This is a genomic window from Streptomyces sp. NPDC048516, assembly GCF_043199875.1.
Taxonomy (GTDB): domain Bacteria; phylum Actinomycetota; class Actinomycetes; order Streptomycetales; family Streptomycetaceae; genus Streptomyces.
Map to the genome: position 1 here is coordinate 583,701 of NZ_JBICWS010000002.1, position 17,215 is coordinate 600,915.

A 17,215-nucleotide genomic window follows, 5' to 3' on the forward strand; every position below is an offset into this window, starting at 1 on the left:
CGGTCGCGGTGAGAGTCACTGGGACGCACCGCCCTTGCGGGCGCGCTGCTCACGCTGGACGAGCTTGTACGCGATCATGGTGAGCACCGTCGAGACCAGCACCCACGCCATCTGGTACCAGTAGAAGAACGGGATCCCGATGAGCTTCGGCTCGATTTTGGCGTACGAGCTCACCCACAGCATCGCCACGAACGGAGCGATCAGGCAGACCCCGGCCACCACGCGCGCGGGGGTGACCACCTGTCTGCGATCCGGCGATTCGACTGACTGTGTCATGGCCATGGCTCCGTCCCCTGGGCTGTGGCTGTCTCCTGTGTAATGGGCTGGAAATCTATGGCAGGGCCGTGGCGCGCGTCACTAGCTGTCCGCATATCGGTATGGAGAATCCACCTGGGGACGCCCTTGCGGTGCGGCCGTTGAACCTCTTTGTCCAGGTTGGGGCGGAATTGCTGGGGTGGGGGCAGGGTGCGCGGTGGGGGGCGGGGCGTCGAGGGGTGTGCCGTACCCGCGGAAGTCCGGGAGTACGGCGGGTCGTCGGTCCGTCGGGTGGACCGGCCCACCGGCCCATGAGGGGGCGGCCGGCCCGTGCGGCGCTCAGTCCGTGGGGCGGCGCAGTCTGGCGACGAACTTGTAGCGGTCGCCCCGGTAGACCGAGCGCACCCACTCCACCGGCTGTCCCTGTGCGTCGAGCGAGTGCCGGGAGAGCATCAGCATCGGCAGGCCGACATCCGTGCCCAGCAGGCCGGCCTCGCGCGGCGTGGCCAGCGAGGTCTCGATGGTCTCCTCGGCCTCCGCCAGGCGGACGTCGTACACCTCGGCCAGCGCGGTGTAGAGGGAGGTGTACTTGACGAGGTTGCGGCGGAGCGCCGGGAAGCGCTTCGCCGACAGGTGGGTGATCTCGATGGCCATCGGCTCGCCGCTGGCCAGCCGCAGCCGCTCGATGCGCAGCACCCGGCCGCCGGTGGCGATGTCCAGCAGGCCGGCGAGCCGGTCGTCGGCGGTGACATAGCCGATGTCCAGCAGCTGGGAGGCGGGCTCCAGACCCTGGGCCCGCATGTCCTCCGTATAGGAGGTCAGTTGCAGCGCCTGGGACACCTTGGGCTTGGCGACAAAGGTGCCCTTGCCCTGGATGCGTTCCAGCCGGCCCTCGACGACCAGCTCCTGGAGGGCCTGGCGCACCGTCGTGCGCGAGGTGTCGAACTCCGCGGCGAGGGTGCGCTCGGGCGGGACCGGGGTGCCGGGCGGCAGGGTCTCGGTGATCTCCAGCAAGTGCCGCTTCAGCCGGTAGTACTTGGGTACCCGCGCGGTCCGCGTGCCGCCGCCGCTCTCGGCACCGTTGCCCCCGTCCGTCTCCATGACCCGCCTCTCCGACTCCTGTCGCGCTGCCGTCACCGGCTCCTCCGTACGTAGCGGCTCACATCGTGGCACGGGTGGGTTCCCGCGCTCCCGTGCAGGTCCCCGCTCCGTCAGATGTCGGTCCGGTAACGGACCTGACAGCGACTCTTATACACCCTTGACACCCCAAAAGGTCTAGGCCAAGCTGCGGGGCACTGGTCTAAACCATTAAAGACCACACCCGGTCTTGGGGGGAGAGCGCGATGAAGCGTGGGCTCATAGCGGCGACGGCGGTCGCGGGAATGCTGGGGAGTGTCGCCGCCTGTGGGGGCGCGGGCGGCAAGGCGGACGCCGAGGGCTTCAAGGGGAAGAAGCTGACCGTTTGGGTGATGAGCGGTTCGAATCCGGAGCGGTGGACCGAACAGGTCTCCGAGCAGTTCAAGAAGAAGACCGGCGCCACTGTCGAGTTCAAGGTCCAGCAGTGGAACGGCATTCAGCAGAAGCTGAGCACCGCCCTTTCGGAGGACACCCCGCCGGATGTCGTCGAAATCGGCAACACCCAGACCGCCGCCTATGCCAAGGCCGGAGCCCTGGCCGAGCTCGGCGACCTGAAAAAGGAGATCGGCTCCGACTGGAACGATGCCTTCAACAAGGCCTCGCTCGTGGACGGAAAGCAGTACGCACTGCCGTGGTTCGCCGGAAACCGTGTGGTGATGTACAACAAGAAGATCTGGGCCGAGGCCGGCCTCAAGGGCACCCCCACGACGCGCAACGAGCTCTTCAAGGCCTTTGACGCCATCAAGAAGAAGACCGGCGCCGAGCCGCTGTATCTCCCCGGCCAGAACTGGTACTTCCTCGACGGCCTGACCCTCGGCACCGGCGCCGAGCTGGTGAAGAAGCAGGGCGGCAAGTGGGTCTCCAACCTCGGTGACCCCAAGGTCTCCAAGGCCATGCACATCTACCAGCAGTACCAGGCCTTCAGCACCGCTCCCAAGAACAAGGACGAGGCCACCCCGCAGCAGGGTGAGGTCTTCGCCAAGGGGAAGACCGGTGCCGTCATCGCCATGGGATACGAGGCCGCCACCGCCGTCAAGGCCAACCCGGGCATCAAGAACGACATCGGCTTCTTCACCATCCCCGGTGAGACCGCGGCCAAGCCTGAAGGCGTCTTCCTCGGCGGCTCCAACTTCGCCGTCGCCGGTATGAGCAAGAACCAGGAACTCGCCAGGGAATTCCTGAAGGTCGCCTTGTCGAAGCAGAACGACGGACAGATGGTCAAGGAAGCCGGCTGGACCCCGAAGTCCGCCGATCTGGCCGCCGTTGCCCAGAAGAATCCGGCCGCCGCTGCCGCCGCGCCCGCCGCGGAGAAGTCCGGCGGCACCACGCCGCTGATTCCCCAGTGGGCCGCGGTGGAGAACCTGCCGAACCCGATCAAGAGCTATATGACGGCCGTTCTCGGCGGTAAGTCCCCGGCCGACGCCGCCAAGGACGTCGAATCCGAGATCAACGCACGGCTCGCCCGGCAGTAACCGGCGGCTGTCCGCGGGCTGTCCCTCCGCGGGCCGCCCTTCCGCGGACCCGCGGGCGCAGGCCCGGCACCAGGTGCACCGAGGTTTCACGGCACGAGGGGGAGCAGGGGACCATGGCAGCGCAGCTCGATGACGCGGCGGGAAGCGCCGTGCCGCAGACCGGCGGGGGAGGGGCCCCGCCCCCACGGGGTGGCCCGGAGCGCCGGCGGGCGGGGCCCGGCACCCCTCGCCCGTCCGCCCGCCGCGCCCCTCGTCCCCCCACCCGCCGCGCCCCGTACCTCCTGCTGCTGCCCGCCCTGCTCGCCACGGCGGTCTTCCTGGGCTGGCCCATGGTGCGCAACCTCCTGCTCTCCTTCCAGAACCTCAATATGAAGGAGCTGATCCAGCACCTCACCGACTGGCGCGGGACCGGCAACTACCAAGAGGTCCTGGGCAGCGAGCAGTTCTGGCGGGTCACCCTGCGCACCCTGGTCTTCACCGCGGTCAATGTCGTCCTGATCATGGTTCTCGGGGTGCTGATCGGGCTGCTGCTGGCCCGGCTCGGCAAGAAGATGCGTCTCACGCTGTCCCTGGCGCTGGTACTGGCCTGGGCCATGCCGGTGATCGCCGCCACCACCGTCTTCCAGTGGCTCTTCGACTCCCGCTACGGCGTCGTCAACTGGCTGCTGGACAAGGCGGGCTGGCACGCCATGGCCCACTACGACTGGGTCGGCACCCAGCTGTCGGCCTTCTCCGTGATCACCGTGCTGATCGTCTGGCAGTCGCTGCCCTTCGTGGCCCTGAACCTCTACGCCGCCACCACGACCATCCCCAGGGAGCTCTACGAAGCGGCCCGGATGGACGGCGCCGGCACCTGGCAGGTCTTCGCCTCCGTCACCTTCCCCTTCCTCAAGCCCTTCTTCCTGGCCACGACGTTCCTGGAGATCATCTGGGTCTTCAAGGCGTTCCCGCAGATCTTCGCGATCAACGAGGGCGGTCCCGACCGGCTCACCGAAACGCTGCCGATCTATGCCTTCACCGAGGGCGTCGGCAACCTCCACTTCGGCATGGGCGCCGCGATCTCCCTGCTGACGATCGCCGTGCTGCTGGCCGTGACCGCCCACTATCTGCGCCTGACGCTCAGGCAGGAACGACACGAGGAGAACGAGCTGTGAAGCGCACCGCTTCCGCGGCGGCCCGCCGCCTCTGGACCGATGCCACGGCGCTCGTGCTCGCCCTCGGCTTCGCCTTCCCCGTCTACTGGATGTTCAGCACGGCCTTCAAACCGACCCGGGACATCATCACCGAAGACCCCGTGTGGTTCCCCCTGCACGGCACCACCGAGCACTTCGCGACAGCGGTGAACGCCCCCGACTTCTGGGCGCTGGCCCGGAACTCGGTCGTGGTGACCGTACTCGCCGTCGGCCTGTCGCTGGTGATCGCGCTCTGCGGGGCGTTCGCCCTGACCCGGATGCGCTTCAGGGGCCGCCGGGGCATCCTGCTGACCTTCATGATCGCCCAGATGGCGCCCTGGGAGGTCATGGTGATCTCCATCTACATGATCGTCCGGGACGCGGACCTGCTCAACAGCCTGCTGCCGCTCACCTGCTTCTACCTGCTGATGGTGCTGCCCTTCACCCTGCTGACGCTCCGTGGCTACGTCGCCGCGGTGCCCAAGGAGCTGGAGGAGTCCGCGATGGTCGACGGCTGCTCGCGCCGGCAGGCGTTCGGCAAAGTGGTCTTCCCGCTGCTGGCGCCCGGCCTGATGGCCACCTCGCTCTTCGGCTTCATCACCGCATGGAACGAATTCCCGCTCGTGCTGGTCCTCAACAAGGAACCGGCCATGGGCACCCTGCCGCTGTGGCTCTCGCGGTTCCAGAGCCAGTTCGGGGACGACTGGGGTGCCACCATGGCCGCGGCCTCGATCTTCGCCGTCCCGATCCTGGTCCTCTTCTTGTTCCTGCAACGCAAGGCGGTCGGCGGTCTCACCTCCGGCGCAGTGAAGGGATAACGCCGCACATGACCTCTTTTGCGGGCTCCGCAGGCTCTGCACGCTCGGTACGCTCCACGGACACCCTCACCCGCGATGCGCTCGCCGTCCTCCAGCCGGGCTTCACCGGCACCACCGCCCCCGACTGGCTGCTGCGCCGGATCGGCGAGGGGCTGGCCTCGGTCGGCCTCTTCGGCCGCAATGTCGCCGGCCCCGCACAACTCGCCGCGCTGACCGACCGGATGCGCGCCGAACGGGAGGACCTGCTCGTCGCGATCGACGAGGAAGGGGGCGATGTCACCCGGCTGGAGGTGCGCGGCGGCTCCTCTTTCCCCGGCAACCATGCGCTCGGCGCCGTCGACGACACCGCCCTGACCCGCGAGGTCGCCCGCGAAATCGGCCGGCGGCTGGCCGGCTGCGGTATCAACCTCAACTGGGCCCCCTCCGCCGACGTCAACTCCAACCCCGCCAACCCGGTCATCGGCGTCCGCTCCTTCGGCGCCGATCCGCACCTGGTCGCCCGGCACACCGCCGCCTATGTCGAGGGTCTGCAGTCCACCGGCGTCGCCGCCTGCACCAAGCACTTCCCCGGCCACGGCGACACCGCCGTCGACTCCCACCACGACCTGCCGCGCATCGCCGCCGATCTGGCCACCCTCCACCAACGGGAGCTGGTGCCGTTCCGCGCCGCCATCGCCGCCGGAACCCGGGCCGTGATGAGCGCCCACATCCTGCTGCCCGCCCTGGACGCCGACCGCCCCGCCACCCTCAGCCCGGCCGCGCTGCACGGTCTGCTGCGCGCCCCCGCCGCCGAGGGCGGCCTCGGCTTCGACGGCCTGATCGTCACCGACGGGATGGAGATGCAGGCCATCTCCGCCACCTACGGCCTCGAACGCGGCAGCGTCCTGGCCCTGGCGGCCGGTGCCGACGCCCTGTGCGTGGGCGGCGGACTGGCGGACGAGGACACCGTGCTGCGGTTGCGTGATGCCTTGGTACGGGCGGTGCACGAGGGCGCGCTGCCGGAGAGCCGGCTGGCCGACGCCGCGGCACGGGTGCGGGCCCTGGCCCGCTGGACCCGGAACGCGAGTGCGGGGGAGGGGGCCGCGCCCGGGATCGGCCTCACCGCGGCCCGGCGCGCCCTGCGCCTCACCGCCGACGGCCCGTACGAGCCCCTGACCGCGCCCGCGTATGTCGCCGCCTTCACCCCGCTCGCCAATATCGCCGTGGGGGACGACACTCCCTGGGGCGTCGCCGCCGAACTGGCCCGGCTGCTCCCGGGCACCGAGACCACCACCTGCACCGCCCGGTCCGCCGCCGCGGCCGGCCCCGCCGCGCTGATCGACGGCCTGCTCACGGCGGCCGGGGACCGCCGCGTCGTCGCCGTGGTCCGCGACGTCCACCGTCACTCGTGGATGGCCGACGCGCTTAGCACCCTCCTCGCCGCCCGCCCCGACACCGCGGTCGTCGAAATGGGCGTCCCCCAGGCCCCGCCCCGAGGCGCCCCGCACATCGCCACCCACGGCGCCGCCCGCGTCTGCGGCCGCGCCGCCGCCGAAATCCTCACCGGCCTCCGGGAGCCGTCGAGCGGGGAGTGAGCCTGCTCGCGCCCGTCGGTCCGGCTGCTAGAGACCCTGCCATTCCGGCTTCGCCGCGTAGGTGGCGCGGAAGTAGCCGGCGAGCTTCAACTTGGCGGCCGCGGCCTCGTCCACGACGACCGTTGCGTGCGGGTGGAGCTGCAGCGCCGAAGCCGGGACCAGGGCTGCGACCGGGCCCTCGACGGCACGGGCCACGGCGTCGGCCTTGCCCCCGCCGGTGGCGAGCAGCACCAGATGGCGGGCCTCCAGGATGGTGCCGATGCCCTGGGTGATGACGTGGTGGGGTACCTCGTCCGGGCTCTCGAAGAACCGGGCATTGTCCGCCCGGGTCTGCTGGGTCAGCGTCTTGATACGGGTACGCGAAGCGAGCGACGAGCACGGCTCGTTGAAGCCGATGTGCCCGTCCGTGCCGATGCCGAGCAACTGGAGGTCCACACCCCCGGCCTCGCGCAGCGCACGGTCGTACGCCTCGCAGGCGGCCTGGACGTCCTCGGCCGACCCCTCGGGCCCCATGAAGGAGTCCTCGCCGAGGCCGAGCGGCCGGACCACCTCGCGCAGGACCACCGAACGGTAGGACTCGGGGTGCCCGGCCGGCAGGCCGACATACTCGTCGAGCTGGCAGATGCGCGCCTGTGACGCGTCCACCGCGCCGGCCCGGACCTGCGCCGCCAGCGCCTCGTAAATGGGCAACGGGGTAGAGCCGGTGGCCACACCGAGCAGCGCGTCGGGCTTCCGGCGCAGCAGGGCGGCGAGGGCCCCCGCGATCAGCTCGCCGCCTGCCGTGGCGTCGGGAACGATGACAACTTCCACGCTTGGCCTGCCGTTCTGGAGAATGGTCCATGTGGTATAGACCAATCTAGCAGAACGGAGGCCTCCGGGCCCGGCGGCGCTTCCGGGCAACAGGGCACCCGACCGCGCCCTTCGTCATGGCGATCGCCGCGCCGGCGTTGCGGGCCCGGCCGGCGACGGGAGGGCAACCGGCGAGCGGCACCGCCTGCCGAAAGCCTGGACGGGGCGTGGGGAGCGGGGAGCGGGGTGCGGGGCCTGGGGCACGGGGCGATTGAGGGGCGACGCCCGCACCGGGAAGCCCCCGGAAACACCCGCGGGCCGCGGCGCCGGGACAGGACCCTCAACCTGTCCGGCACCGCAGCCCGGAGCTGACATCGGCCGGTCCCGCCTTGCGGGCGGAAGGTGCCCCTGTGTGCGGTAGGGGCACGGTCCCGTCCAGGGACCGGTCGATCGGAGGCCTCGGCGCAGTCAGGGCAGAGAGCGCTTCGGCCTCGTTCCGCCCTCCTGTGCGGGGAGAGCGGAGGCCTTTTGCTGAATTCTGGACTAGACCATTCTCACTTGTCCATGCCCGTGCAAAGACAACAGGTACACCGTACGCCGGTAGGCTCCAAGACGTGCCCTCCATGAACGATCTCGTACGCCAGCACACCGCTCTGAGCGACACCGACCTCGAGTGGCTCCATCTGCTGGTCTCGGAGTGGCAGCTGCTCTCCGACCTCTCCTTCGCCGATCTCGTGCTGTGGGTTCCCACCCTCGACGGCACCCGCTACGTCTCGGTCGCCCAGATGCGGCCCAATACGGGCCCCACCTCCTACCAGGACGACATGGTCGGCCATCTCGTTCCCCGTGGCCGCCGTCCGATGCTGGATTCCGCCCTGGACGAGGGCCGGATCGTGCGGGAGGGCGACCCGGAGTGGCGCGAGGAGGTGCCGGTACGCGTCGAGTCCATCCCGGTGCGCCGCGAGGGCCGGGTGCTCGGTGTGATCGCCCGCAACACCAATCTGCTGACCGTGCGCACCCCCAGCCGGCTGGAGCTCACCTACCTGCAGAGCGCGTCCGACCTCGCCCAGATGATCGCTGCCGGAACGTTTCCCTTCCCCGGCCAGCAGGTCGACATGGATGCCTCGCCGCGGGCCGGCGACGGACTGATCCGGCTCGACGCGGACGGCATCGTCCAGTACGCCAGCCCCAATGCGCTCTCCGCCTACCACCGGCTCGGCCTCGCCGCCGACCTCGTGGGCCATCACCTCGGCCAGGCCACCGCCGAACTGGCGCCCGCCCGCGGCCCGGTGGACGAGGCACTGGTCAAGCTGGCCAGCGGCTGGGCCCCCAGGGAATTCGAGGTCGAGGGTGACGAAGGCGTCATTCAATTGCGCGCCATTCCGCTCAAACCCAAGGGGACGCACAGCGGTTCACTGGTTTTGCTGCGTGATGTGACCGAACTGAGACGTCGCGAACGGGAACTGATCACCAAGGACGCCACCATCCGGGAAATCCACCACCGGGTGAAGAACAATTTGCAGACGGTCGCCGCGCTGCTGCGGTTGCAGTCGCGCCGGATGGATTCCGCGCAGGGCCGCGAAGCCCTCAACGAGGCCGTCCGCAGGGTAGGTTCGATCGCGATCGTGCACGAGACGCTGTCCCAGACCCTCGACGAACGGGTCGAGTTCGACGAGATCGCGGACCGGGTGCTGGCCATGGTCGCGGAGATCTCCCCGGGCAAGGTGACCACCCGCCGCACCGGGCGCTTCGGCATCCTGGACGCCGAGGTGGCCACCCCGCTGTCCATGGTGCTCACCGAGGTGCTGCAGAACGCCCTGGAGCACGCCTTCGACCAGACGGAGCACGGCACGGTCGAGGTCGGCGCGGTACGCGGCGGCAGCCGTGGTGAGCCGCGGCTGCTGGTCACCGTCCAGGACAACGGCCGCGGCCTGCCCGAGGGCTTCGATCCGCATCGCGCCGGAAACCTGGGGCTGCAGATCGTACGGACCCTGGTGGAAGGGGAGTTGGGCGGAAAGTTCGACATGGTGCGGGCGCCCGAGCGCGGTACCCAGGTCATCCTCGACGTACCGGTACTCGCCGAGAAGCAGCACTGAGACCGGGCGGGGGGGGGGGGGGGGGGGGGGGGGGCGCCCCCCCCCGGGCGCCCCCCCCCCCCCCCCCCCCGCCCGGGGGCGGGGCCGCCCCCCCCCCCCCCCCCCCCGCCCGGCCTCGGACAGCAGCAAGCCCCGGACCCATCCGGTCCGGGGCTCAAAGCTATTGCGATGCGATTACGACCGGGCCTGTGAGCTCCGGGGGTGCATCGGGGGTACTGCGCGCTGCGGCTCGGGGGCCACGGGGCTACTGGCTCAGGCGCTGGCGTTGCGCGCCCGGTTACGAGCGGCACGGCGCTTCATCGCGCGGCGCTCGTCCTCGCTCAGACCACCCCAGACGCCGGAGTCCTGGCCGGACTCGAGCGCCCACTGCAGGCACTGCTCCATGACGGGGCAGCGGCGGCAGACGGCCTTGGCTTCCTCGATCTGCAGGAGCGCAGGACCGGTGTTGCCGATAGGGAAGAAGAGCTCGGGGTCTTCTTCGCGGCAAACGGCGCGGTGACGCCAGTCCATGGCTGCTCCATCTCCTCGTGTGACGGGATCGTTGCTTGTGAATGTGAACGCTTTCACGAATCCCCCCACAAGCAAAGGGCCCGACTCCAGTTGCGAACTGGTGCGGTCCTGTGGAATGAGAGGGAGGATTCGGGCTCTCAAGGGGGCCGGTAAAGCGGCCGTCCCGATCGCCATGAAGAGACTCGCAAACCTCGGCTGCGGATACAACCCCTTCCGGAAACTTTTTTTTGATTCCTTGGTGTCGCCTAGCTCACAGCCGTCATTCCAGGGGGTGGAAACCAGTCTAAACGTTCGAGTGAAAGGACTTTAGGCCCTACTGCTCACACAATCACACGCAGTGCACGGCGAACGCCTGTGAACGTCACACTCGTACGCAGCCCCAGGTGGTCACCGTCCATCTGGAACGGCAGGGGGACCTGCGAATGCAAGGTGAAGTTCGTGAGGTCGTGAAGTGAGAGTGCGTGCCTGCCCCGGGGGCCGCGCTCGGGTGTTGACGTCAGCAGCTGGGTGACATATCGGGTCACCGCGGGCGGTGAGAGCTTGCTCAGTGCGAACAGATCCAGGCCCGTGTCGAACGAGGCGTCCGGGGACGGGTAGATCGGCCGATTGCCCAGGTAGGACCACGGAGCGGTGTTGCAGATTATGGCCAGCGCCAGGTCCTCGTCGCGCACCGCGGAGCCCTCGGCACCGCCAGGGCGTTCGAGGGTGATGATGCCCCGCCGGCGGTTCGCCTCGCCCAGGAACTGCCGTACGACCTGTCGCACGTACAGGGCGTGGGTCGAACGCTTGCCGCGTTCGCGCTGCTGCTCGACCCGGCCGACGACGCCTGCGTCGAAACCGAAGCCGGCGCAGAAGGTGAACCAGCGCTCCGGTACGCCCTCGTCCTCGGTCCCCGGTGTGCCCGCGGCCAGCCCCAGGCCGATGGTGCGCTCGCTGCGGTCGCGCAGCGCGTCCAGCAGGGCGCCGGTCGCCTCCACGACGTCGTTGGGCAGCCCGAGCGCGCGGGCGAAGACATTGGTGGAGCCGCCGGGGACGACGGCCAGCCGGGGATGGGAGTCCGGATCGGGGCCGCCTGCCAGCAGGCCGTTGACGACCTCGTTGACCGTGCCGTCGCCGCCGAGCGCCACCACCAGGTCGGTCTCCCCGCTCTCGGTGGCCTGCCGGGCAAGATCACGGGCATGCCCGCGGTACTGCGTCTGTGCGACCTCCAGCTTGAGGTCGCTGGCGAGCGCGTGGGCGAGCACCTCACGGGTGCGGGCACTGGTGGTGGTTGCTGCGGGATTGACCACGAGAAGTGCGCGCATATGGAGCAGCGTACCTACCTGCTGGTACCGGCCATGCGTCCCGTCCGGCTCCGGGGCTGCCCCGGCTGCCGGGGCGCCGGCGCTACCCTGCTGGGGTGAGCAGTCAGCAGAAGCAGTCCGTGTCCCGAGCCGCCGGCGCCCCCACCGCGCCCGAGCCGACCGGCCCGCGGCCCGCCCGGCTGAGCGCCGCGGCGGCGCTCACCGCGGTCGAAGGGCTCGCGCTGGCCGCCCTCGGCGGATACATGCTGTTCATGGGTCTCGCCGGTTCGCCGGACAGTCCGCAGCAGGCGGAAATGGGCGGGCTGACGGTCCTGGCGCTCGCGGTGCTGCCGCTGGTGGCCGCGCGGGGGCTGTGGCTGCGCCGCCGCTGGAGCCGGGGCCCCTCGCTGATCACCCAGATCGTGGCGCTGCCGGTGGCCTGGACGCTGGTCCACGGCGGCGGTGCGCTGATCGCGGCCGGTATCGGACTGGCCGTGGCCGCTTTGGTGGTGCTCGTGCTGCTGGTCAATCCGACGGCCACCGAGGCGCTGGGCATCGGGCCGCGGGAGACGCCCTGAGCACCGTCCCGTGTGCGGCCCGTCCGGACGGCCGGGCCTGACGGGAGGGAACCTGGCCTGGCGCGAGGCTCGCAGGATCTGACGCGCGGGCCGCAGGATCTGACGCGCGGGCCGCAGGACCTGACGCGCGGGCCGCAGGACCTGACGCGAGGGCCGCAGGACCTGACGCGAGGGCCGGGCCCGACGGGAGGATCCGGGGCCGGACGTGCGAGGGGCGGAGCCCGTGAGAGCCCCGCCCGCCCCGCTCAGTTCTCGTTCACTCCTCGACGAGCAGCTTGTCGCGCAGCTGGGCGAGGGTGCGGGCCAGAAGGCGGGAGACGTGCATCTGGGAGATGCCGACCTCCTGGGCGATCTGCGACTGGGTCATGTTGCCGAAGAAGCGCAGCAGCAGGATCTTCTTCTCGCGCGGCGGCAGGTCCTCCAGCAGGGGCTTGAGGGATTCGCGGTACTCCACGCCCTCCAGCGCCTCGTCCTCCGCGCCGAGGGTGTCGGCGACGGCCGGGGACTCGTCGTCGGTGTCCGGGACGTCCAGGGAGAGGGTGCTGTAGGCGTTGGCCGACTCCAGCCCCTCCAGGACCTCTTCCTCGGAGATCGCCAGATGCTCGGCCAGCTCATGGACCGTGGGCGCCCGCCCGTGCCGCTGGGACAGCTCGGCGGTCGCGGTGGTCAGCGACAGCCGCAGCTCCTGGAGGCGGCGCGGCACGCGGACCGCCCAGCCCTTGTCGCGGAAGTGCCGTTTGATCTCGCCGACGACGGTGGGGGTGGCGTACGTGGAGAACTCCACGCCGCGCTCCGGGTCGAAGCGGTCCACGGACTTGATCAGGCCGATGGTGGCGACCTGGGTCAGATCGTCCAGCGGCTCACCACGGTTGCGGAAGCGCCGGGCCAGATGCTCGACGAGCGGGAGGTGCATACGCACGAGGGTGTTGCGCAGCTCGGCGCGCTCCGGGGAGCCGTCGGGCAGCGTGCGCAGCTCGTAGAACAACGCCCGGGCGCCGCTGCGGTCGTGCGGCTCATGCGAATGCTGTTGATCCTGCAGCTGGTGTTCGGGGGCAGGCGCATCGTGCTGATGCGCCTGCTGCCCCGGCTGCTCGCTCTGCTCCATGTGGTCCGCCCGCTCTGCCTGCTCCGCCGCATCCAACCGGCCGCCGTGGTCGTCTACGCCCACCGGATGCGGCCGGGCCTGCTGCTCGGGGATGGTCGCACTGGACGCCATCCGCCCGCCGCGTTCGAGATCTTTCACGGGGCCCCCTGTTCGGTCATGACGGTCCGGGACCGGCGCCGCGCTCCTTGTACAGACTGATGGTGACCGTTCGGTCCTCGGCGACCGTGGAATCGACCTTGCCGGCCAGCGCGGAGAGCACCGTCCAGGCGAACGTGTCGCGCTCCGGGGCGCGGCCGTCGGTTGTCGGGGCCGAAACGGTCACCTGCAGTGCGTCATCGATGAGGCGGAAGACGCAGCTCAGCACACTGCCGGGGACGGCCTGTTGCAGCAGGATCGCGCACGCCTCGTCGACCGCGATGCGCAGATCCTCGATCTCGTCGAGGGTGAAGTCCAAGCGGGCTGCGAGTCCGGCCGTGGCCGTACGCAGCACGGACAGGTAGGCACCCGCAGCGGGCAGACGGACTTCCACGAAGTCCTGAGTCCCGGGCTCGCCTGCGATCTGGGACACCCTCACCTCCAAGGTGGCACAAGCTGGTTGAGCTGGAAATGCGCGATATTCGCGTTGTTCGGGATATTCCTGCCGGGCCTTTCTCCCCTCGGATGAAAGGAGAACGATCCGGCGCGACACATGGTTCGGCTGTGACGCTATCGCGATCTGCGGGCCGGTGTCGCCCGGAAGGAGCGCGGCTGCCGTCCGGCGCGATCCGGCCCCGGTCCGCCCGGCGCCCTCACTGTCACTGATTGTAAAGCCACGGGTACGGACAGTGGCTAGGGGTGTGCACTGTCAAATCGATGCCGATTACGCTCCGTTGACACGCGAGGTGCCCGCGAGGTTGTGCAGCGCCTCTCCAGTGAGCCGGAAGACCGTCCATTCGTCCATGGGCTGAGCGCCGATCGACCGGTAAAAACCGATGGACGGTTCATTCCAATCCAGGACTGACCACTCGAAACGCTCGTATCCACGGGCCACGCAGAGCTCCGCGAGGGCCGTGAGCAGCGCCTTGCCGTGGCCGCCGCCGCGCGCCTCGGGGCGGACGTACAGGTCCTCCAGGTAGACACCGTGCGTGCCCGTCCACGTCGAGAAGTTCCGGAACCACAGGGCAAAGCCCACCGGGGCGCCGTCGGCCTCCGCGATCAGTGCGAAGGCGGCCGGCTGCGGACCGAACAGGGCCTCCTCCAGCTGCGGCGCGGTGGCCTGCGCGGCCTCGGGCGCGCGCTCGTACGCCGCCAGCTCGCCGATCATGGCCAGGATGACGGGGACGTCGTCGGGGGTCGCTTCGCGGATCATGGGTGAAGGCTAAACGGGCGTCCGGGGACGCTTCACACCAGCGTCTGGTCGGCGAAGCACCAGCGCCAGGACTCGCCCGGCTCCAGCGTCCGCATCACCGGGTGACCGGTTTCCTCGAAGTGCCGGGTCGCATGCCGGTACGGCGACGAATCACAGCAGCCGACGTGGCCGCAGACCAGGCACTTCCGCAGCTGTACGGGGTGGCTGCCGGCGGCCAGGCACTCCAGGCAGGTGGCGCTCAGCGGGGCCGGCCCGGGGCGCGGCAGTTCGGGAACATGCGTGCACTCGCTCATGATGGCCAGGTTAGATCGCCGGGACGGGTGGCGAAGGGTTCGGGGACAGGACGGGTCCGATGGCAGTGATGCCGCTGTTTTTGCTGGTCGCGGGGAGCGCGGCGGTCGCCGGACTGGCGCGCCGTACCCCCGTCCCCGCGCCGTTGCTGCTGGTCACCGCGGGCCTGGCGGCTTCCTACATCCCGGGCATCCCGGACTACACGCTCGATCCGCATATCGTGCTGCCGCTGGTGCTGCCCCCGCTGCTGCACACCGCGGCGCTGGACAGTTCGTACCTGGATCTGCGGGCCAATCTGCGGCCGGTGGCGCTGCTGTCGGTCGGCTATGTCCTGTTCGCGACGCTGGTGGTCGGCGGTGTGGCGTACCTCGTCATCCCCGGGCTGCCGCTGACCGCCGCGCTCGTGCTGGGGGCGGTCGTCGCCCCGCCGGACGCCGTCGCGGCCACCGCCATCGCCCGCAGGCTCGGGCTGCCGCACCGGATCACCACGATCCTGCAGGGCGAATCGCTGTTCAACGACGCCACCGCGATCACCGCCTACAAGGTGCTGCTGGCCGCGGCCCTCGGGGCCGGCGCCACCTGGGGCGACGGGATCAAGGAATTCGCCGTCGCCTCGCTGGGCGGTATCGGCATCGGTGTCGTCCTGATGGTGCCGCTGCACTGGCTGCGCGTCCGGCTGCGCGAGTCGGCGCTGCTGGAGAACACCCTCTCGCTGCTCATCCCGTTCTTCGCCTACGCGGCGGCCGAGCAGCTGCACGCCTCCGGGGTGCTCGCCGTCGTCGTGGTCGGCCTCTACCTGGGGCACCGCTCCTGGCAGGTCGACTTCGAGACCCGGCTCCAGGAGGAGGCCGTGTGGAAGGTGGTCTCCTTCGTCCTGGAGTCCGCCGTCTTCGCACTGATCGGGCTGCAACTGCGGGTCGTGCTGCGCGGGCTGGGGGAGTTCGGCGCGGTGCAGGCCCTCTGGTACGCGGCCCTGATGTTCCTCGCCGTGGTCCTGGCACGCTTCGTGTGGGTCTTTCCCGCGACCTATCTGCCCCGTGCCCTGTCGGCCCGGATCCGTACCCGTGAGCCGGACACGAACTGGAAGGCCCCGGTCGTCGTCGGCTGGGCCGGGATGCGCGGCGTGGTGTCGCTGGCCATCGCGTTCTCCCTCCCCGTCACCGTGCCCGGCGGCGGGTCCTTCCCGGCCCGCAACCTCGTGCTCTTCCTGACCTTCACCACCGTCATCGCCACCCTGGTCATCCAGGGGCTGACGCTGCCCCCGCTGATCCGCGCGCTGAAGCTGCCGGGGCGGCCGGATCCGCAGAGGGAGACGCTTGCCGAGGCGCAGGCGCAGAACGAGGCCTCGCGCGCCGCCGAGGAGCGGCTGGAAGAGCTTCTGCGGGACGAGCGCAACGCGTTGCCCGGGCCGCTCGCCGACCGGCTGCGCACGATCATGGAGCGGCGCCGCAACTCCGTGTGGGAGCGGCTCGGCGCGGTCAACGAGGTGACCGGGGAGTCCGCCGACGAGACCTACCGGCGGCTGGCCCGCGAGATGATCGACGCCGAGCGGCGGGTGTTCGTCAAGCTGCGGGACGCCGGCCGGATCGATGACGAGATGCTGCGGACGCTGCTGCGCAGGCTGGATCTGGAGGAGGCGACGGCGTACCGGGAGGAGGCCTCGTAGGCGAGGTGGAACGGGGGCCGGTCCGTGCCGCGGTCGCCGGACCCGCTGCCGCGGCCGTAGCTCCGGCCCGGGTTCTGGCCCGTGGTCCTGGCCCGGGGCCCGGCTTGACGTGGCTCAGGGCGTGCCGGTGATCACTGCGGCCACCGTGCTGCCGGAGGAGAAGGCGCCCTCCTCGGCCAGCGTCGTCAGCCCGTACAGCAGCTTGGCGACGTAGATCCGTTCCAGGGGCAGTCCGTGCCGGTCCTCGAAGGCGTCCGCGAACGCGTCCAGCTCCGGGGTGCGGCGGGCGTATCCGCCGCAGTGGAAGCGGCCGTCCAGCCGCCAGTCGCCGCGCGGCCCGCCGAACGCCGCGCGCTGCAGTTCCCCGACCGTCTCCTGGAGGAAGTGCGGGTCGCCGCCCTTGAGTACGGGGATGCCCAGGGCACGCTGCCCCGGCGCCAGCCCCGCGGCGAGCCCGGCCAGGGTGCCGCCCGTGCCGCAGGCCACCGCGACGGTGCCGGCGGCCCCGCGCAGCTCCCGGCCCAGCTCCGTACAGCCTTGTGCGGCAAGGGAGTTGCTGCCGCCCTCCGGTATGACGCGGAACGCGCCGAAGCGGTCGTGCAGAGCGGCGAGCACGTCAGGGTCATCGGTGCGGCGGTAGCGGGCCCGGTCGAGGAAGTGCAGCCGCATACCGTCGGCGGCGCAGCGGGCCAGCGACCAATTGAGCGGTGCGGCGGCCAGCTCGTCGCCACGGACCACACCGATGGTGGAGAAGCCGAGCAGCCGGCCCGCCGCGGCGGTGGCCCGCAGATGGTTGGAGTACGCGCCGCCGAACGTCAGCAGCGCACGGTCGCCCGCGGCGGCCGCGGCGCGCAGGTTCGGCGCCAGCTTGCGCCATTTGTTGCCCGCCAGTTCCGGGTGGATCAGATCGTCCCGCTTGAGCAGCAGCCGTATCCCGCGGCGCGCGAACGGCTCGTCCTCGATCTCCTGGAGGGGTGAGGGCAGGCGCGGGTGCAGGGCGTGCGGATCCGGCAGCGGGCCGGGGGCGGTGCTGGTCACCCTGCCCATTGTCCCGGGTGCAGGCCGTGCCACGGGTGCCGGCGGGGTCACGGGTGCCGGTGGTGCGGTCCGTGCCCTGCCGC

General features: G+C 70.6%; 17 protein-coding genes. 7 read left to right on the top strand and 10 right to left on the bottom strand.

Going from position 1 to position 17,215, the window contains the following annotated elements:
• Positions 1-15: 15 nt before the first annotated feature.
• Both ACGFR7_RS06455 and ACGFR7_RS06460 read right to left on the bottom strand, forming a co-directional pair.
• A complete protein-coding gene (locus ACGFR7_RS06455; protein ID WP_393313762.1) occupies positions 16-276 on the bottom strand; it encodes a DUF3311 domain-containing protein in 261 nt (86 codons plus the stop codon).
• Positions 277-594: 318 nt separating this feature from the next.
• Complete coding sequence (locus ACGFR7_RS06460; RefSeq protein WP_088799881.1) at positions 595-1,356, bottom strand: GntR family transcriptional regulator; 762 nt, start codon at positions 1,354-1,356, stop codon at positions 595-597.
• A gap of 242 nt (positions 1,357-1,598) precedes the next feature.
• Here ACGFR7_RS06460 and ACGFR7_RS06465 point away from each other — a divergent pair, with 242 nt between their 5' ends.
• The 4 genes from ACGFR7_RS06465 (at position 1,599) to ACGFR7_RS06480 (ending at position 6,428) form a co-directional block, all read left to right on the top strand.
• On the top strand, positions 1,599-2,864 hold the full coding sequence (locus ACGFR7_RS06465) for an extracellular solute-binding protein (protein ID WP_393313765.1): 1,266 nt from the start codon (positions 1,599-1,601) through the stop codon (positions 2,862-2,864).
• Between the two features lie 113 nt (positions 2,865-2,977).
• Positions 2,978-4,018, top strand: coding sequence for a carbohydrate ABC transporter permease (locus ACGFR7_RS06470; protein WP_393313768.1), 1,041 nt, complete (start codon positions 2,978-2,980; stop codon positions 4,016-4,018).
• Positions 4,015-4,854 carry a carbohydrate ABC transporter permease gene (locus ACGFR7_RS06475; protein WP_393313771.1) on the top strand — a complete coding sequence of 280 codons (840 nt, stop codon included), beginning with the start codon at positions 4,015-4,017 and terminating at the stop codon, positions 4,852-4,854. Before ACGFR7_RS06470 ends, ACGFR7_RS06475 begins: the two co-directional genes overlap by 4 nt.
• Before the next feature lie 8 nt (positions 4,855-4,862).
• Positions 4,863-6,428, top strand: a complete 1,566-nt coding sequence (locus tag ACGFR7_RS06480) for a glycoside hydrolase family 3 protein (RefSeq protein WP_393313774.1) — start codon at positions 4,863-4,865, stop codon at positions 6,426-6,428.
• A gap of 27 nt (positions 6,429-6,455) precedes the next feature.
• Here ACGFR7_RS06480 and nagB read toward each other — a convergent pair whose 3' ends face one another.
• Entirely contained in the window at positions 6,456-7,238 is a 783-nt protein-coding gene (gene nagB / locus ACGFR7_RS06485; RefSeq protein ID WP_393313776.1) for a glucosamine-6-phosphate deaminase, read from the bottom strand.
• Positions 7,239-7,840: 602 nt separating this feature from the next.
• On the opposite strand from nagB, the gene ACGFR7_RS06490 reads away from it, so the two are divergent.
• Positions 7,841-9,313 (top strand): sensor histidine kinase, encoded by a 1,473-nt coding sequence (locus tag ACGFR7_RS06490; protein ID WP_393314235.1) that lies wholly within the window; start codon positions 7,841-7,843, stop codon positions 9,311-9,313.
• Between the two features lie 252 nt (positions 9,314-9,565).
• Here the strand turns inward: ACGFR7_RS06490 and ACGFR7_RS06495 are convergent, their stop codons facing one another.
• Together ACGFR7_RS06495 and ACGFR7_RS06500 are read right to left on the bottom strand one after the other, a co-directional pair.
• On the bottom strand, positions 9,566-9,823 hold the full coding sequence (locus tag ACGFR7_RS06495) for a WhiB family transcriptional regulator (protein WP_003983230.1): 258 nt from the start codon (positions 9,821-9,823) through the stop codon (positions 9,566-9,568).
• A gap of 320 nt (positions 9,824-10,143) precedes the next feature.
• A complete protein-coding gene (locus ACGFR7_RS06500; protein WP_393313778.1) occupies positions 10,144-11,127 on the bottom strand; it encodes a diacylglycerol/lipid kinase family protein in 984 nt (327 codons plus the stop codon).
• A 95-nt stretch (positions 11,128-11,222) separates the two neighbouring features.
• Here ACGFR7_RS06500 and ACGFR7_RS06505 point away from each other — a divergent pair, with 95 nt between their 5' ends.
• Entirely contained in the window at positions 11,223-11,684 is a 462-nt protein-coding gene (locus tag ACGFR7_RS06505) for a hypothetical protein (protein WP_393313781.1), read from the top strand.
• Positions 11,685-11,940: 256 nt separating this feature from the next.
• On the opposite strand, the gene ACGFR7_RS06510 is transcribed toward ACGFR7_RS06505, so the two are convergent.
• From ACGFR7_RS06510 to ACGFR7_RS06525, 4 genes are all read right to left on the bottom strand, one after another.
• The gene (locus tag ACGFR7_RS06510) at positions 11,941-12,900 is read right to left on the bottom strand and encodes an RNA polymerase sigma factor SigF (RefSeq protein ID WP_393314238.1); all 960 of its coding nucleotides are present in this window, start codon (positions 12,898-12,900) and stop codon (positions 11,941-11,943) included.
• A gap of 43 nt (positions 12,901-12,943) precedes the next feature.
• Positions 12,944-13,357 (bottom strand): anti-sigma factor, encoded by a 414-nt coding sequence (locus tag ACGFR7_RS06515; protein WP_003985353.1) that lies wholly within the window; start codon positions 13,355-13,357, stop codon positions 12,944-12,946.
• A 291-nt stretch (positions 13,358-13,648) separates the two neighbouring features.
• On the bottom strand, positions 13,649-14,137 hold the full coding sequence (locus ACGFR7_RS06520) for a GNAT family N-acetyltransferase (RefSeq protein ID WP_393313785.1): 489 nt from the start codon (positions 14,135-14,137) through the stop codon (positions 13,649-13,651).
• 32 nt (positions 14,138-14,169) lie between these two features.
• On the bottom strand, positions 14,170-14,430 hold the full coding sequence (locus tag ACGFR7_RS06525) for a UBP-type zinc finger domain-containing protein (RefSeq protein ID WP_393313787.1): 261 nt from the start codon (positions 14,428-14,430) through the stop codon (positions 14,170-14,172).
• Positions 14,431-14,489: 59 nt separating this feature from the next.
• Here ACGFR7_RS06525 and ACGFR7_RS06530 point away from each other — a divergent pair, with 59 nt between their 5' ends.
• Positions 14,490-16,094 carry a Na+/H+ antiporter gene (locus ACGFR7_RS06530; protein ID WP_393313790.1) on the top strand — a complete coding sequence of 535 codons (1,605 nt, stop codon included), beginning with the start codon at positions 14,490-14,492 and terminating at the stop codon, positions 16,092-16,094.
• A 114-nt stretch (positions 16,095-16,208) separates the two neighbouring features.
• On the opposite strand, the gene ACGFR7_RS06535 is transcribed toward ACGFR7_RS06530, so the two are convergent.
• Entirely contained in the window at positions 16,209-17,141 is a 933-nt protein-coding gene (locus ACGFR7_RS06535; RefSeq protein WP_393313792.1) for a 1-aminocyclopropane-1-carboxylate deaminase/D-cysteine desulfhydrase, read from the bottom strand.
• Between the last annotated feature and the right edge of the window lie 74 nt (positions 17,142-17,215).

What these genes read in the sequence shown, in the direction of transcription:
- ACGFR7_RS06500 (WP_393313778.1), bottom strand. Translation starts at nt 11,127, where the DNA reads ATGCGCGCACTTCTCGTGGTCAATCCCGCAGCAACCACCACCAGTGCC.
- ACGFR7_RS06495 (WP_003983230.1), bottom strand. Translation starts at nt 9,823, where the DNA reads ATGGACTGGCGTCACCGCGCCGTTTGCCGCGAAGAAGACCCCGAGCTC.
- ACGFR7_RS06510 (WP_393314238.1), bottom strand. Translation starts at nt 12,900, where the DNA reads ATGGCGTCCAGTGCGACCATCCCCGAGCAGCAGGCCCGGCCGCATCCG.
- ACGFR7_RS06535 (WP_393313792.1), bottom strand. Translation starts at nt 17,141, where the DNA reads ATGGGCAGGGTGACCAGCACCGCCCCCGGCCCGCTGCCGGATCCGCAC.
- ACGFR7_RS06470 (WP_393313768.1), top strand. Translation starts at nt 2,978, where the DNA reads ATGGCAGCGCAGCTCGATGACGCGGCGGGAAGCGCCGTGCCGCAGACC.
- ACGFR7_RS06460 (WP_088799881.1), bottom strand. Translation starts at nt 1,356, where the DNA reads ATGGAGACGGACGGGGGCAACGGTGCCGAGAGCGGCGGCGGCACGCGG.
- ACGFR7_RS06455 (WP_393313762.1), bottom strand. Translation starts at nt 276, where the DNA reads ATGACACAGTCAGTCGAATCGCCGGATCGCAGACAGGTGGTCACCCCC.
- ACGFR7_RS06530 (WP_393313790.1), top strand. Translation starts at nt 14,490, where the DNA reads ATGGCAGTGATGCCGCTGTTTTTGCTGGTCGCGGGGAGCGCGGCGGTC.
- ACGFR7_RS06465 (WP_393313765.1), top strand. Translation starts at nt 1,599, where the DNA reads ATGAAGCGTGGGCTCATAGCGGCGACGGCGGTCGCGGGAATGCTGGGG.
- ACGFR7_RS06480 (WP_393313774.1), top strand. Translation starts at nt 4,863, where the DNA reads ATGACCTCTTTTGCGGGCTCCGCAGGCTCTGCACGCTCGGTACGCTCC.
- ACGFR7_RS06520 (WP_393313785.1), bottom strand. Translation starts at nt 14,137, where the DNA reads ATGATCCGCGAAGCGACCCCCGACGACGTCCCCGTCATCCTGGCCATG.
- ACGFR7_RS06525 (WP_393313787.1), bottom strand. Translation starts at nt 14,430, where the DNA reads ATGAGCGAGTGCACGCATGTTCCCGAACTGCCGCGCCCCGGGCCGGCC.
- ACGFR7_RS06490 (WP_393314235.1), top strand. Translation starts at nt 7,841, where the DNA reads ATGAACGATCTCGTACGCCAGCACACCGCTCTGAGCGACACCGACCTC.